Origin of the sequence: Hymenobacter saemangeumensis, from assembly GCF_039541835.1 — a bacterium.
Lineage (GTDB): Bacteria > Bacteroidota > Bacteroidia > Cytophagales > Hymenobacteraceae > Hymenobacter > Hymenobacter saemangeumensis.
The window spans coordinates 82279-96772 of sequence record NZ_BAABGZ010000074.1; the positions used below are offsets into that span (position 1 = coordinate 82279).

The window sequence follows — 14494 nt, forward strand, 5'->3', positions numbered from 1 at the left end:
AGCCGACAATACGTACCGCGAAGCTAATGGATGAGCTCGGGCACGCCGGTGTAAATTTGACTAAAAATAACGTTACCTCGGTCAGGGGTGACTTTTTCGAAGGCCTTGCAATCCAGTTCTCCCCCGCCGCTGCTCTTTGCCGTCACCACCGACCTGTGCTACGACCAGCGCATGCAGCGCATCTGTGGCAGCCTGTCGGCGGCTGGCTACCGGGTAAAACTGGTAGGCTGGAAGCGGCCTTCTTCTCCCCCACTCACCACGCAGCCGTACGAGCAGCACCGCCTGCGCGGTTGGTTTCAGCACGGCAAGCTCTTCTACGCCGAGTACAACATTCGCCTGTTTTTGTTCCTGCTGGGGCAGCGGGCCCGGGCCTGGTGCGCCGCCGACCTCGATACGGCCCTGCCCATGTGGCTGCGGGCCAGGCTGGGTGGGCAGCCGCTGGTGTACGATGCCCATGAGCTGTTCACGGAAGTGCCCGAAGTGGTAGCCCGCCCGGCCGTGCAGCGCGTCTGGCGCTGGGTCGAGCGCTTTATCGTGCCCCGCGCCCGGCTGGCTTACACCGTGGGCCCGGCCCTGGCCCGGGTGTTTGAGCAGCGCTACGGCCGCCCCTTCGCCGTGGTGCGCAACGTAAGCCGCCTGCTCGACGAGGCTCTGCCGCCGGCGCCCACGGCCGCACCGCCGGGCGGTTATATCCTTTACCAGGGCGCCCTGAACGTAGGGCGGGGACTGGAGGCGCTGCTCGATGCCATGCCCCAGGTGGCGGGCCGGCTGGTGATTTGCGGCGAAGGCGACCTTTCGGCCGCCCTGCGCGAGCGCGCCGACAAGCTCGGCCTGCTGGCATCGGGCCAGGTGGAGTTCCGCGGCTACGTGCTGCCACAGGCCCTGCGGGAAGTAACGCGCCAGGCTGCAGTCGGCATTATGCTGCTCGAAAACATCGGCCTGAGCTACTACTACTCGCTGGCCAACAAGTTCTTCGACTACGTACACGCCGGCATCCCGCAGGTGCTCATCGACTTCCCCGAGTACCGGGCGCTGAATGAGCAGTTCGACGTGGCCGAGCTGGTGCCCGACCTGCAGCCCGCTACCCTGGCCCGCGCCCTCAACCGCCTGCTGCGCGACGAGCCCACCCGCTACCAGCACCTGGCCGAAAACTGCCGCCGTGCCCGCCCCCAGCTTAGCTGGCAGCACGAAGAGCAGGTGCTGCTGGGGCTTTATGGAGAATTAGTAATTAATAATTAGTAATTAAAATCCCTCCTACCAGCACTTTCGCTACTCTCAATGCATTGACAGAATTCGTATTAACATCCTCCACCAAAATGAATGTCAATTATTAATTGCTAATTATTAATTACTAATTAACAGCATGCTTCCTCAGTCCATTCTGGCTCAGCTCTCCCCTACTGCTGCCGACCCGCGGCCGGTACTGCTTACCATTGCCGGCCCAACGGCGGTGGGCAAAACGGCGCTGTGCGTGGCCTTGGCTCAGCAGTTTAATACCGAGATTGTATCGGCCGACTCGCGCCAGTTTTTCCGGGAGCTGAGCATTGGCACGGCCAAGCCCACGGCGGAGGAAATGCAAGGCATTCCCCACCATTTTATCGACAGCCACAGCATTGCCGAAGAGTACAGCGCCGGCCGCTTTGCCAGCGACTGCCTGGCGCTGCTGGGCCAGCTGTTTCAAAAATACCCGCTGGTTATCCTCACCGGTGGCTCCGGCCTCTACGTGCAGGCCGTTACCGACGGGCTGGACGAGCTGCCCAGCGTGCCCCCCGAAATCAGAGCGCAGCTGCACACGGAGCTGCAGATACACGGCCTGCCGTATCTGGTAGAGGAGCTGGCCCAGACCGACCCGGTTACCTACGCCCGCATCGACCGCCAGAACCACCAGCGCGTGGTGCGGGCGCTGGAAATCACGCGCGGCACGGGCCGGCCTTTTTCCAGCTTTCACACCCAAAGCCAGCAAGCCGATTCCCGTCCCTTCCGCGTCGTAAAAGTGGCCCTCACCCGCGAGCGCGACGTGCTGTACCAGCGCATCAACCAGCGCGTGGAACACATGCTGGCCGCCGGCCTGCTCGACGAAGTAAAAGCCGTGCTGCCCTACCGCCACCACCACGCCCTGCAAACCGTGGGCTACCAGGAAATCTTTGGCTACCTCGACGGCGAATACGACTGGGCCGAAGCCGTGCGCCTGCTCCAGCGCAACACCCGCCGCTACGCCAAGCGCCAGCTTACCTGGCTGCGCCGCGACCCCGCGTATCAATGGGTGAATGAGCGAATGGGTGAATGGGTGAATGAGCAGTAGTCACTTACTTGTACACTCATTCTTGGCTACAAGCCAGCACCTGGCAGCTGAATACCAAACAACTATTCACCCATTCACCCATTGACCCATTGGTTATACCGACAGGATTTCCACCATTCGCATAAAGCTTTGGTTGATGGGCTTTTTCTTGTTGATGGTATCGGTGAAGGGCGTGTACACCAGCTTGCGGTCGACGATGCCGGCCATGACGTTGCGCATGCCGTTCATCAGGCCTTCCACGGCGGCAATGCCGATTTGGGAGCCCAGCAAGCGGTCGGCCGCCGTGGGTGAGCCGCCGCGCTGCACGTGGCCGATAACCGTCACGCGCGTATCCATCTCGGGAATGGCTTCTTTTACACGGGCTGCTACCTGGGTGGCGTTGCCTTCCTCGTCGCCTTCGGCCACGATGACGATAAACGAAGTCTTCGAGCGCTTCCAGCCATTCTGCAGGGTTTCCACCACCGCCTCGGTCGACATCTGCGTTTCGGGAATCATCACGATTTCCGCCCCGCCGCCGATGGCGCAGGGAATGGCGATGTAGCCCGAGTCGCGGCCCATCACTTCCACGAAAAAGCAGCGGTCGTGCGAGTCGGCCGTGTCGCGGATTTTGTCGATGGCTTCCAGCGCCGTGTTCACGGCCGTATCGTAGCCAATGGTGTAGTCGGTGCCAAACAGGTCGTTGTCGATGGTGCCGGGCGCGCCCACGGTGGGAATGCCAAACTCCTCCTCGAATATCATGGCCCCGGTGAAAGTGCCGTTGCCGCCAATGGCTACCAGGCCTTCGATACCCTGGTTTACCAGCTGGTCGAAGGCCTGCTGCCGGCCTTCCTTGGTCATAAACTTCTGGCTGCGGGCCGACTTTAGAATGGTGCCGCCCTTCTGCACCGTATTCGACACCGAGGCCGAGTCGAGGCGCACAAACTCGCCCTTAATCATCCCGCTGTAGCCCCGCATAATCCCGTACACCTCAATGCCGTGGTAGGTAGCCGTGCGCACCACGGCGCGGATGGCCGCATTCATGCCCGGCGAGTCGCCGCCGCTCGTAAAAACTGCAATTCTTTTCATCATAAGCTAAACCTGGCTTGCCCTACGTTCGGCGCAAACCCCGCAAAGGTGGCACAGCTAAAGTCAACAAACCTAATTGCAGCGCCACTCTCCCCGGTAAAAGACGAGTTTATCTTTTTTTTATACTTTCCGTAGAAAGACTATAGCAGTTAGGCAAAAAACCCTGTACCTTACCCGTCCATTTAGCTCGCTGCCCATAACTTATCTTCCACTTCCCAACCACCATTACCATGTTTGGTTTTTTCGAAAATGAGCAGGCCAAGAAAATCAAGAGCCACTTAGCCAACCTGGCGGCTCTGGCCAAGGCCGACGGCCACATTGATGAGCGCGAAATGCGTTTCATCATCGCCGTTGGGAAGAAAAACGGCATCAACGCGGCCGATGTGCAAGCGCTGGTTTCGGGGGCAAAGGGAGCGGGCAACGACCTGCCAACCAACGACTCCGAGCGGTTCGACCAGATTTTTGACCTCGTGGACATGATGCTGGCCGATGGTGTGGTCGACGAAAACGAAATGGATTTTTGCATCATGATGGCCGAGAAGCTGGGCTTCCGCAAAGCCATTGTAGGGGTGCTGGTTCGCAAAATCTCGCAGGGCGTAAAAGATGGCCATCCCAAGGAGCGCATCAAAGAAGAAAGCAATGCTTTCCTCAACTACAATGAGAAGCTGCCCAGCACCAAGCTGCCCCAGGATTTTTAAGCTGATTCTTTAGAAAAAAGCGTCCCGCCGACACAAGTCAGCGGGACGCTTTTTTATGCTAGCACGCTGGCATTAGCCACCGCATCGACGGCCCGTAGCAGGGCGGCGCAGGCTTCGTCAATCTCCGCCTCCGAAATAGTCAACGGCGGCGCCAGGCGCAGGGAGTTGTCACAAAACAGAAACCAGTCGGTGAGAATGCCTTCCTGGGCCAGGGCGTGGTCGATAATGGGCTTGAGCACTGCAAACGACTCAAACTCCACGGCCATCAGCAAACCGCAGCCACGCACTTCCCGGATAGCCGGGTGGCGCAGCTGCCGACGAAACCGCTCGGCTTTCTCAGCTACGCCTTCGGCCAGCTTCTCGTCCTGAATAACCTGCAGCGTAGCCAGGGCGGCCGCGCAGGAAACCGGGTGCCCGCCAAAGGTGGTGCAGTGGCCCAGGATGGGGTTGGTTTTGAAGCCGGCCATGATGGCCTGAGGAGCAATAAAAGCCCCGATGGGCATGCCCCCGCCCATGCCCTTGGCACACACCAGAATATCGGGCTCAATCCCAAACTGCTCGAAGGCCCAGAAGCTCCCCGTGCGCCCATAGCCGCACTGTATCTCGTCGAGAATAAGCAGGGCGCCCACCTCGGTGCAGCGCTGCCGCAGGGCGGGCAGGTAGCCCGGCGCGGGCACCCGCACCCCGGCCTCGCCCTGCACGGTTTCGACCACCACGGCGGCCGTGCGCTTGGTTATCAAAGCCAGGTCGGGCAGCGCGTTGTAGTGGATATGCCGCACATCAGGCAAAAGCGGCCGGAAGCTGTTCTTGAATCCTTCGGAGCCGGTAATGGACAGGGCGCCGTGCGTGGAGCCGTGGTAGGCGCTGAAGCAGGAAATAAGCTCGGTGCGGCCGGTGTGGCGCTTGGCCAGCTTCAGGGCCCCTTCGATGGCTTCGGCGCCGGAGTTGGTAAAGTACACCGAGTCGAGCTGTGCCGGCAGCGTGCGGTGCAGGGCTTCGGCCAGCTGGGCGGGGGCGGCCTGCACCAGCTCGCCGTACACCATCAGGTGAAGGTACTTATCGAGCTGGGCCTGAATGGCAGCCAGCACCCGCGGGTGGCGGTGGCCCACGTTGCTCACCCCAATGCCCGAAATCAGGTCGAGGTAGCGGCGGCCGTCGGGGCCGTACATGTACACGCCCTCGGCCCGGTCAATCTCCAGCAGCAGCGGGAAGTCGGACGTCTGGGCTTGGTGGCGAAGGAAAAGCTGGCGGGTTGTCTGGACCACGGATTTATCGGATTTTTCGGATTACACAGATTGTGGCTACGCTGACCTTTGGCTGTAGTCAACATTTTATTCTGCCTATTCGTGCTGGGGCACAAAAGTAAAGAGGCCACTGCGGGGCAGTGGCCTCTGGCCTTGGCAAAGCATGCGGGCGGCTTAGTCGTCGCCCAGGTCGGCGCCACCTACACCCGGCCCGCCGCGGCGGTCGGCCACGCGCTTGATAACTTCCTTGGTAAAGTCGCGCTCGGCCATGAACAGCTGAGCGACCTGGCGCAGGGATATGACTTTTTGAAACTTGTCGAAGTACTCCTTCTCCAGGTTGAGCTCCTGCTGGCGGGCGACGAAGGACTGGCTGATGTTGTCCCGAATCTGCTGGTCGCTCATGCCTTCGCTGATGTCGCGACGCGCCAGGCGGCCGTTGCGGTGCACCTCCCGGCGGCGGGCAGTAAACTCATTATAAAGCGGCCAGAATTTCTGAGCCTGCTCCTGGCTGAGCGAAACCCGGTTGGTGATGAAGGCGATTTTGGCGTTTTCCAGCTGGGCCAGCCGCTCGCCGCGGCGGCCACCGCCCGGCCCATTCTGAGCTTGCACTGCCGGAGCCGCAGCCAGCAGCAGGCCGGCCAGCGCAAAGGCCCGGATGGAGAATGCGATAGAGGAAGAGAAAAAGGACATAACAGAAGTCAAAGCAAAGGAGGTTAGAAGTAAACCGCGTCTTCGGAAGGCTGGTCGGCCAGCACCTCGGAAAGCTCGTCGTCGGACGCGTGCAGAAAGCCCTGGGCCATTTCCGGGTGGGCTGCGGCGAGCAGGGCCAGGTCGGTACTCTCGACCCGGGCCCCGCTCGTGAGCAGGTAGCTGACCAGCTCGGTTTTTGGCACCGCGTCGAGGGAGACGGCCGCAACAGGCTGGGGCTGGGTGGGGCCACTCAGCCAGAACGAGGCGGCAAAGCCGCCCAGCAGCACGGTGGCAGCCAGGCTGGTGCGCAGGGCGGCCGGCAGCTGCAGCAGCCAGGCCCAGCCGGGCGCGTCGGCCTCTTCAGGGCGCGGCAGGCGTGCCATTACCCGGGTGGGCAGCTGGTCGAAATACCCGGCCGGCGGCTCACTCAGCAACGCGCGGGGCCGCCGGGGGTGCTGGTCGAGTTTAAATGGGGTTTGCATAGGGCTTGGATAGGAAAAGGAAGGTTGCGTTTAATCAAGTCAGGAAATAGAAGCGTGTTCTTGGTGCCCGGTACGGAATGCTCAGCCCGACGAGCTCATTCGGGTAACGTACTCTTCCACCTTTTTTACGGCGTGGTGGTAGCTGGCTTTCAGGGACCCTACGCTGGTGCCGGTTACCTCGGCCATCTGCTCGTAGGGCATTTCCTCGTAGTAGCGCAGGTTAAACACCAGTCGCTGCTTGTCGGGCAGCTGCAGAATGGCTTTCTGCAGCTTTAGCTCCACTTCATCGCCGGCCAGGGCTGGGTCGGCCTCAATTTTGGCGGCCAGCTCGGCGCCTACGTCGGTGAGGGGCAGCAGGAACTTGCGGCGCTTGCTGCTCAGAAAGCTCAGGCACTCGTTGGTGGCAATGCGGTAAATCCAGGTGAAGAGGGCGGCATCCTGCCGGAAGGTTGAAAGGTGCTTCCACACCTTGACAAAAACGTCCTGGGTCAGGTCGTCGGCATCGTCGTGGTCGACCACCATCTTGCGCACGTGCCAGTACACCTTGCTCTGGTACTTGCGCACGAGCTGGTTGAAGGCCACGTTGCGGGAGGCGGGGTCCTGGAAGCGGGTAAGGATTTCGTGGTCTTCCAATCCGGCTAGCAGAGGAAAAGGTGTTCAGAATGAATTGTGCAGCCTTGGACTGCCGGGCCTGGCCAAGGTTTAGCCCGGGCTTAAATTTTGCTGGAAGCGGCCGAAAAATGCTGGCACAGGCTTACAAATTTCTCTATTTTTACTCACCTGCCACAGAAATATTCTCTAATTTTATCTCTGCAAAATCTAACTCACTTTTCTGCATAAGTACCATGATTCAGTTCGTTGCCAACCACGAAGACCTGTCGACCGACAAAGGCTTTCAATTCAAGTTCTACTGCGACAAGTGTGGCAACGGCCACATGTCGCGTTTTAAGCCCAGTGCCATGGGCATAGCGGGCAGCCTGCTGAGTGCGGCCGGCAGCCTCTTCGGCGGCATCTTTCATCAGGTGGAAGACGCCACCTACCAGATGCAGCGAGCCGTGGGCGGCAAGGCCCACGACTCGGCCATGGAAGAGGCCGTGGCCGAGGGCAAGAAGCACTTTAAGCAGTGCACCCGCTGCGGGCACTGGGTGTGCCCCGACGTGTGCTGGAACCACAGCGCCGGCCTCTGCGAAGACTGCGCCCCCGACGAGCAGGAAGAGCTGGCCGCCCAGAAGGCGCAGGCCACGCGCGAGCAGATTCAGGAGAAAACCCGCAGTCAGGACTACACCCGCGACCTGGACTTCAAGTCCAAGGCCGGCATTGTGCAGTGCGCCAACTGCAGCACCAAGCTTGCGGCCAGCCAGAAATTTTGCCCGGAGTGCGGCACCACCAATGCAGCCGCCCAGCAGAAGGAGAAGTTTTGCGGCAGCTGCGGCGAAAAGATGAAGCCCGGCCAGCGGTTTTGCGCCGAATGCGGGGCCAGCCAGGGTTAATGCCCCCTAAGCGGTTTTGTAGAAGGCCTGCCGGGATATTGGCAGGCCTTTTAACTGGTAACTTCATTAGCCCTCGCCCCTCGATGCACTTGGTTTATGAGACCTTCGCTAATCATCCCATCTTTGGTATGGTAAACGAAGGCCTACTTCGTACTATTGAGAAATCAGCGAAACTTACACCTTCGCTAACCTAAATGTAGGCAGCAATGCTAAAAACCCAGCAGTATTGCTTCTCATTGACAAACCGTTAATCAGCATTCTTGCATTTCATAAATGTAAGTTCGTAAATGAAGCACTGCTGCCCACATTGGTTTTGTGCAATTCTGGCTTAAGGGAAGTACAATCGGCAACGGTACATATCTAGGCTTCATTTCCGGCAGACTGAATACTGCCAGGCAGCAGTTCATAACTTCAACTTTTATTCATAAATTTAGCTTTAGTTATCGATGGCAGTTGGTTAATTTCACAACTGCACAAAGCCCCGTTCGTTGTGCGCAATCCCTGTGAGTCCGGGGACATGAAGACAATTGCGGTGACTACTATCCGGCTAAAAAAACCGTGCTGATGGGTATAGGTTTAGAGACTGTTGCCCGCTAGTTTCGTTATCTTCAATAGCTCACTTTTTAAATCATCATATGCGTTTTATCTTTTTAGCACTCATACTTTCTTCCGCCGGCAGTCAAATAATTTATGCGCAATCGCTAACTCCTGCCGACATCCAACGCCAAAAAGAACATAAGGCCTACCAGGATGCTTACCTGGAGGGGATTCGCACCGCTGATTACCGACCAAAGACTTATAGCGGAGGCGCTGATCCAAAGGTGGCGCAGGAACTGGCTGACCTTTTTGCCGCAAGAGCCGGAAAGAAAACGAGTGCGCAGAAAAAAGCAGAAGAGGAAGCAGCCACTAAAAAGTATTATGATGATTTAAAACAAAAACAGGACGCTTTCGACAAACGGCTTGATTTTAATTTGTTTGTGAGTAAAAATTATAGAGAGCCGATAAAATTTGATTATTTGAACGTCGGGTTTGATGCAATTGAGGCCAGGAACTATTCTTATGAAGAAGTCAAAAGCGATAATGGATACCTGGAATTAAAGCCCAATCCAGCGTATTTCCGAGCCAAGGGTCTGCTGCTACAATTAAAAAACATAGAAGCCACTGCCCCCTTTCCTGATGTGATGGCTCTTATCTTGGAACTCCAGGCTACGCCGGCACCGGTTACCTCGCTAGCCGCCCTGCAACGGTTGGTGAAACGCTTTCCTGAAAAAATTGACGTGATACATGCGGCCATGGGAAAATCCTTTCGCCCTTACTTCTTTGATTGGCGGGAAAAACCAGGGGATGTTAGCGCTGGTAAAAAGGGTAAGCAAAAAAATGTGTTGTGGAGCGAACCGGAAGGCACTTTAAAGTACATGCTGGAGAGTTACGAAGCTTACCTGACTTACGATACACCGTCAGCTTTAGCAGCTTTTAAAAATATACATCTACTTGAAGACCAACCCATTGTAACTTTGGCTTTCATTGCTGAAGTTCACAAGGATAAAAAACGGGTGGGCGAACTTTGCCGGATTTTACTGCTGTCGCCCAACCCGGACGATAAAACCTTGCTTTCCGCAAAGGAGTATCGTGACAATGCTTATCGCCGTATTTATCAAATCAGTAAGCACAACTACACCTATAATCTTGGACAGTACTACAATCGTTTTCCCGATGGCGTCCTAGCACCTTATTCAGCCGATGAAGTTCGGCAAATTGCGGCCGCCCAAGGCCTAAAGCCCATTGATGTCATCCAGGCAATCACTGATACACAGGCATATTCTCGCTTTTCTGCGGGAGGTAAGTTATCCAAGGAAGAAAAGAAGTACTGGAAACTTGACGAGTTGTTAAAGGAATTAGCGGCAGGAGGTGATGCGGATGCAAAATTATTTTTGGCAACGCAAAAGTAACGTTACTTCCTATGAGGCGTTTCTGGAAGGGCCCACTCTCACTGCGCCTCAGCAATGGCAAAAAGAGTATCAAGACAATTTTTGGCAAGAAAAAATACGGCGGACATTCTTACACTGCTGGAACAGGAATCTGGGGTATGGGAAGAAGCACAAGCACACAACAGCGGATTTGCAATATGGTGGCTGACGAATAGATGCTGGGCAAATCAACATTATTCAACTTTCCCAATAAACTTAAGCCGACGGAACACGGCATGCCACCACATCGCAAAGCCTTGTTCATTACCCACCCCAATAGCCGCCGCAATCAACTGTAATTGCGAGGGCTTTTTTATTTCAATTCAAACTTACTTCTGCTGCGTCAGTCCACTTCGCGGCTTTCACGGTAACGTCTTTCAGCTGGCCGCAGACCTATAAGAATTGGAGTAAGGCTGTTGGCCAGATGCCTGATATGAAAGGCTGGTTTGCCCTGGATTACGCATGGCACTTTACCATGCGCGGACTACAATTCTACGCTCCTGCTATTTCGTGCTGAAGGATACCCCCACGGTCACATTGGTGTTGTCGGTGGGCTTGCCTTCCAGCACCCGGCTTTCGAAGGTATAGTTGTAGGTGCCCGTGATGGCGAAGCGGGGCGTGAAGCGCAGGGCCAGCGTGGTTTGCTGGGTGGCGCGGTAGTCGCTGGCCAGCTCGAGGTTGGGCTGATAGAAGGAAACCGAATTCAGAGAGAATACCCGGTAGGAATACGCCACTTTCAGCCGCACGGAGTTGCGGGTGACTACCCGCTCGCTGCCATTCTGGAAGTACGTTGCCTCGCGGATGAGCAGGTTGCTCAGGGCCACTTCGCGGCCCAGTGAGTCGGTGTAGAAGGCCCAGCCCGGCCCGGCGCCGGCCTGCACCCGGTTGAGGATGCCGCGCAGGTTGCTGCGCTCGTAGCCGCCCAGGCCGTAAAAGCGGAAACGTCCTTTCCAGTAGTAAGGCGTGGTATTGGCCAGCAGCTCCCGCTCCTTGAGCAAGCCATCCTGCTTGCCGAAGATGAAGCTGGCCGTGAGGGGGGCGCCAAAGTGCTTGCCGCGCAGCAGCGTAACTGCGTGCGAGGTCGAGATAAGCGTGCGGTTCACGCCCCCGGCCGTGTACTGCCCGGTAAGCTGCCCTTTGTACTGAATGATGGTAGTGTCGGGCTTTTGGGCCAGGGCGGGGAAGCTAAAAGACAAAGCCGCCGCAACAAGCACTGTGCGCGGCAGCTGCCGCGGGTAAGCTGCCTGCCATGGGCGGGCCAGCCGGTGTGGCAGCAGCGACCGGCAGTAACCGGCTGCTGGCATCGCCGTACTAAAAGGGCCACCGGCCAAACTCTGGCCCGTGGTTTCCTTCACCTTCCTTTCCCAATGCCGAATGAAGTACAATATTGATAACATCAAAGTCGATTTGCAAACCGTAGGCTTCTCCGAAAGCCAGGGCCTGGTAGACCAGGTTGAAAGCGAGCTGCGCCGGGTCATGCGCTTCCGCAGCGACATCGTAGCAACCGACGTGTACCTGCGCGAAGACGGCTCCAACCCCGAAAACAACAAGCACGTGCGCTGGCGCCTGGGCATCCCCGGCAAGGATTTGTTTGCCGAAGGTAGCGGCGCCACCTGGAACGCCAGCCTGCGCGACGCCAGCGAAAAGCTCAAGCGGCAGTTCGTGGATTAGCACTCAGGGGCTTGCGGCCAGGGCGCTGGCTCGCGCAATCTCACCGCTACAAAAAAAGGCCCGTCGGTACTGCCGGCGGGCCTTTTTTTGTAGCTTTCGCGCTTTCCCGCAATAGGCAGCCAGGCCGCTGTGCCTCCTGTGCAATTGCTCTGAATACCGCTCCTATGACAGTAGAAAACATGTCATCCTTTTCGCTGGATAAGACCCTTGAAATACTCCGGCAAACGCCGGCTACCCTTCTTCACCTCACTGGCGGGCTTTCCGACTTCTGGGTAACCCGTAACGAAGGCCCCGATACGTGGTCGGTGTACGATGTAGTGGGTCACCTCATACATGGCGACAAAACCGACTGGCTGCCGCGAGTGCACACCATTTTGTCGGCTAGCCCAGAAAAGCAGTTTGTGCCCTTCGACCGGTTTGCACAGTTTGAAGCCAGTAAAGGCAAAACCTTACGCGAGCTGCTGCAGGAATTTCAGGCCGTACGGCAGCAGAACTTAACGCAGCTGCGTGCCTTGCCCATTACGCCCGGCGACCTCGACAAAACCGGCATCCACCCTACTTTCGGCCCGGTCACCCTCCGGCAGCTTCTCTCGACCTGGGCAGTTCACGACCTCGACCATATTGCACAAATTGCCAGGGTGATGGCCAAGCAGTACCAAGCCGAAACCGGCCCCTGGATAGCGTTCTTGAAGGTACTGAATTCATAAGCCGCGCGCCCTTCTTTACCCCACGCATACAGTTCGGCTGCACAGGCCCAGCGCAAGCCGCCTCTGCCAGGCGCTTGTGCCACCACCAGAAACTAATGCTTCACTATGACCACTCCACAACGAAACCTGGCCGCCAGCTTTCTGATAAGGCTGGTCTTGACGCTGCTGCTGCTTGCCTGGGCGGTCCAGCCTTTCACCAGCGGCAGTAGCCAGGGAAATATTTTAGAGGATGTCTCCGGAATTGGAATTCCCGGCACGATGCTAATTGTGGGCTTGTTTTTCGGCATGGTGGCTTTTTACTGCCGCACGCTGCAAAAATGCCTGGCGCTGATAAAGCCAGAAAACAGAAAAGCAAAGCCGCACTCGGTATGGTACATGTTTGCTATTCCCTTTAATTTCGTTGAGGACTTCTTTATCGTAATCGACTTAGCGAATTCGCTGGAAGAAGAAAAGAAAACCAACGTGGGGCTACGCGATATTACCGATTATGGTATGGTTTCGGGAATTGGCTGGTGCATCGCCCAGCTTTTGTCCTTTGTACCAGGCCTCGTGGGCCAGCTGGCGGGTGCGGTGGGTATGCTGCTGGTATTCCATCACTGGATTCATATTTCCAGGATTAACCGGCTGCTCTTGCAAAACCAGGGGCTAAACAGGAGCCAACTAACTCCTATGAGTTAAGCGCTTGCAACCACAATATAACGCAACCCTACCTCCAGCTGCTCTTCTCAATATGCATTTTATTTGCTTTCAGCAATATGCTGGAAAATGGTCTTGTTTCCGAAGGTCGAATATGCACTCATCCTACATCGCCAAAAATTAATAATAACTGTTAAATTCTTAGGTATGAGTATGGTGCGCAAGATTTTCAAGACGATAATTTTCATCATCATTTCATTCGCTTGCACCAATACTTTTGAAGGACATGCAAGGGGCAGTAAAGTTTTTGTTAGCGTTGACAGTAGAATAGTGAACAGGTATAAAGACAGCTTGCTCCTTGATAAAACAAGTGAAGTTATTATTTTTCAAACCACTATGTTGTTCGACCATATCAAAAGTAGCGACGGCCTTTTGACTTTCATCATTTGGAGACAGAACAATAACTGCTTGACGGTAATCGTGAGCGACAGTAAAATTTATTCTGTGACTCCTTTTTCCGGACAAGATATTTTCAATTATGGCAACAAGCACATAACATATGTAACTCAGGATGAGAAAACACTAAAATTTACACCCCCAATATTTGGCAATGCTGTGTATTTCTTTTCTAAAACAGCCAGCAACTACTTTGAATTTACCGGGACCAATTCTCAACCTTGGACATATGTTCCAAGAAGCAAGAAAAAAGAAGATATGCGAAAGGAATATTTCAGCTTAATCTATTCAACCTTAAAGAAGGAGAAGCTCAATTTAAGAGCTTTAAGAAACTATAAAAGACACACATAGGCAGACTGAATTACTTACTGCCAATAAAAAGCCTTTTCGATTCGGACAAATTGCCTTCGTTAATTTACCCAATTACAATAATATTGTACAAATTCTAATTATTTACACTATACAGTTAACGCAACCAATGGCTTTGCTATCCCAAACGTCAGGAGTTATTCAAGAGCGATATCAAAACTGAGAAACAGACAACAAACCTCATGGCAATCTGTACAATGGAAAAGCATATCTCACAATGGCAAGCTTATACTTTTATGACGATAATGGTTTTTGGCAATGCCTGCAACGTGCCAGATAAAACTATCTTACCAACAGAGCATCCAAAACTCATAAAAACAATTGGCGACCCCAGGTATGGCAATGTTCAGTGTAGCCTGCAGGACGAAGCCGGTAATCTTTGGTTCGGCACCACAGAAAATGGGCTTTATAAATATGACGGGAAATCGTTTAGACAGTTTTTAGTGACCGATGGGCTGACTAGTAATAACATCTATTCCATTTTGGAGGATAAGGAGGGTAAAATCTGGATTGGCACCCACGCAGGGCTTTGTATTTATGATGGGAAAACATTTACTGAATTCAAGATTCCTTTACCAAGGAATCTGACTCATAACGCGAACTCCTACAATCGCAACTCGCATTGGGTATACAACAGACTAAACGCATTCGGCCAGTTGGGCTAACAGGCGGTCAAGAAAGGTGTCGTCCCAGGCCAGGCGCTTGCGCTTGACTTTG

At 55.3% G+C, this 14494-nt stretch carries 16 protein-coding genes; 10 read left to right on the forward strand and 6 right to left on the reverse strand.

Annotation, left to right across the window (positions count from 1 at the left end):
- Positions 1-105: 105 nt before the first annotated feature.
- Positions 106-1239: a glycosyltransferase gene (locus ABD919_RS18455; RefSeq protein WP_345237531.1), complete on the forward strand. Its 1134-nt coding sequence runs from the start codon at positions 106-108 to the stop codon at positions 1237-1239.
- Between the two features lie 124 nt (positions 1240-1363).
- Complete coding sequence (miaA, locus tag ABD919_RS18460) at positions 1364-2302, forward strand: tRNA (adenosine(37)-N6)-dimethylallyltransferase MiaA (RefSeq protein WP_345237532.1); 939 nt, start codon at positions 1364-1366, stop codon at positions 2300-2302.
- Positions 2303-2395: 93 nt separating this feature from the next.
- On the opposite strand, the gene pfkA is transcribed toward miaA, so the two are convergent.
- A complete protein-coding gene (gene pfkA, locus ABD919_RS18465; RefSeq protein WP_345237546.1) occupies positions 2396-3367 on the reverse strand; it encodes a 6-phosphofructokinase in 972 nt (323 codons plus the stop codon).
- Between the two features lie 230 nt (positions 3368-3597).
- Here pfkA and ABD919_RS18470 point away from each other — a divergent pair, with 230 nt between their 5' ends.
- Positions 3598-4065 carry a tellurite resistance TerB family protein gene (locus ABD919_RS18470; protein ID WP_345237533.1) on the forward strand — a complete coding sequence of 156 codons (468 nt, stop codon included), beginning with the start codon at positions 3598-3600 and terminating at the stop codon, positions 4063-4065.
- A 53-nt stretch (positions 4066-4118) separates the two neighbouring features.
- On the opposite strand, the gene ABD919_RS18475 is transcribed toward ABD919_RS18470, so the two are convergent.
- The 4 genes from ABD919_RS18475 to ABD919_RS18490 form a co-directional block, all read right to left on the reverse strand.
- Complete coding sequence (locus tag ABD919_RS18475; protein ID WP_345237534.1) at positions 4119-5330, reverse strand: aspartate aminotransferase family protein; 1212 nt, start codon at positions 5328-5330, stop codon at positions 4119-4121.
- Between the two features lie 153 nt (positions 5331-5483).
- Positions 5484-5999, reverse strand: coding sequence for a hypothetical protein (locus ABD919_RS18480; protein WP_345237535.1), 516 nt, complete (start codon positions 5997-5999; stop codon positions 5484-5486).
- 23 nt (positions 6000-6022) lie between these two features.
- Positions 6023-6481 carry a hypothetical protein gene (locus ABD919_RS18485; protein ID WP_345237536.1) on the reverse strand — a complete coding sequence of 153 codons (459 nt, stop codon included), beginning with the start codon at positions 6479-6481 and terminating at the stop codon, positions 6023-6025.
- A gap of 81 nt (positions 6482-6562) precedes the next feature.
- Positions 6563-7114: an RNA polymerase sigma factor gene (locus ABD919_RS18490; RefSeq protein ID WP_345237537.1), complete on the reverse strand. Its 552-nt coding sequence runs from the start codon at positions 7112-7114 to the stop codon at positions 6563-6565.
- 212 nt (positions 7115-7326) lie between these two features.
- On the opposite strand from ABD919_RS18490, the gene ABD919_RS18495 reads away from it, so the two are divergent.
- Positions 7327-7971, forward strand: coding sequence for a zinc ribbon domain-containing protein (locus ABD919_RS18495; RefSeq protein WP_345237538.1), 645 nt, complete (start codon positions 7327-7329; stop codon positions 7969-7971).
- Between the two features lie 635 nt (positions 7972-8606).
- Positions 8607-9920, forward strand: a complete 1314-nt coding sequence (locus tag ABD919_RS18500) for a hypothetical protein (protein WP_345237539.1) — start codon at positions 8607-8609, stop codon at positions 9918-9920.
- 521 nt (positions 9921-10441) lie between these two features.
- Here ABD919_RS18500 and ABD919_RS18505 read toward each other — a convergent pair.
- Positions 10442-11134 (reverse strand): DUF481 domain-containing protein, encoded by a 693-nt coding sequence (locus tag ABD919_RS18505; protein WP_345237540.1) that lies wholly within the window; start codon positions 11132-11134, stop codon positions 10442-10444.
- A 178-nt stretch (positions 11135-11312) separates the two neighbouring features.
- On the opposite strand from ABD919_RS18505, the gene ABD919_RS18510 reads away from it, so the two are divergent.
- The 5 genes from ABD919_RS18510 (at position 11313) to ABD919_RS18530 (ending at position 14442) form a co-directional block, all read left to right on the forward strand.
- Positions 11313-11609 (forward strand): HPF/RaiA family ribosome-associated protein, encoded by a 297-nt coding sequence (locus ABD919_RS18510; protein ID WP_345237541.1) that lies wholly within the window; start codon positions 11313-11315, stop codon positions 11607-11609.
- Between the two features lie 164 nt (positions 11610-11773).
- Positions 11774-12316: a DinB family protein gene (locus ABD919_RS18515; protein ID WP_345237542.1), complete on the forward strand. Its 543-nt coding sequence runs from the start codon at positions 11774-11776 to the stop codon at positions 12314-12316.
- A 105-nt stretch (positions 12317-12421) separates the two neighbouring features.
- Entirely contained in the window at positions 12422-12994 is a 573-nt protein-coding gene (locus ABD919_RS18520; protein ID WP_345237543.1) for a hypothetical protein, read from the forward strand.
- 171 nt (positions 12995-13165) lie between these two features.
- On the forward strand, positions 13166-13759 hold the full coding sequence (locus ABD919_RS18525) for a hypothetical protein (RefSeq protein WP_345237544.1): 594 nt from the start codon (positions 13166-13168) through the stop codon (positions 13757-13759).
- Between the two features lie 215 nt (positions 13760-13974).
- Complete coding sequence (locus ABD919_RS18530; protein WP_345237545.1) at positions 13975-14442, forward strand: two-component regulator propeller domain-containing protein; 468 nt, start codon at positions 13975-13977, stop codon at positions 14440-14442.
- Positions 14443-14494 lie beyond the last annotated feature (52 nt).